This window comes from Nocardia sp. TBRC8007 (genome assembly GCF_056629435.1).
In genome coordinates this window covers 1-301 of sequence record NZ_JBWSOR010000205.1, presented here as the reverse complement: position 1 = coordinate 301, position 301 = coordinate 1, and the positions used below count along the sequence as shown (strand labels likewise).

The following is a 301-nucleotide window of genomic DNA, read 5'->3' as shown; positions in this document are numbered from 1 at the left end:
GCCAACTGCCGCGACACCACACTGTCGGGATCGGTGTGCTCACCCAACAGCTGCCGCTGCCACAGCGTGTAGTCCGCATACTGCACCGGCAGCGGCACCCAGTCCGGGCTGCGGCCGTGGATGCGTGCGGTGTACGCGCCGGCCAGATCCCGCAGCAACGGCGCCAACGACCACCCGTCCCCGGCGATATGGTGGATCACCAACAACAACACGTACTCGCCGCGGGTATGGTCGCCCTCACCCCGGCCGGTGCAGCGCAACACACTCGCCCGCACCGGGATCTGCGCCGACAGGTCGAACG

At 68.8% G+C, this 301-nt stretch carries 1 protein-coding gene; it reads right to left on the bottom strand.

From position 1 onward, the window contains the following. Positions 1-301, bottom strand: a 301-nt coding sequence (locus ACX4ZE_RS23315; RefSeq protein WP_480275614.1) for a condensation domain-containing protein, incomplete at both ends; no start/stop codon positions are given.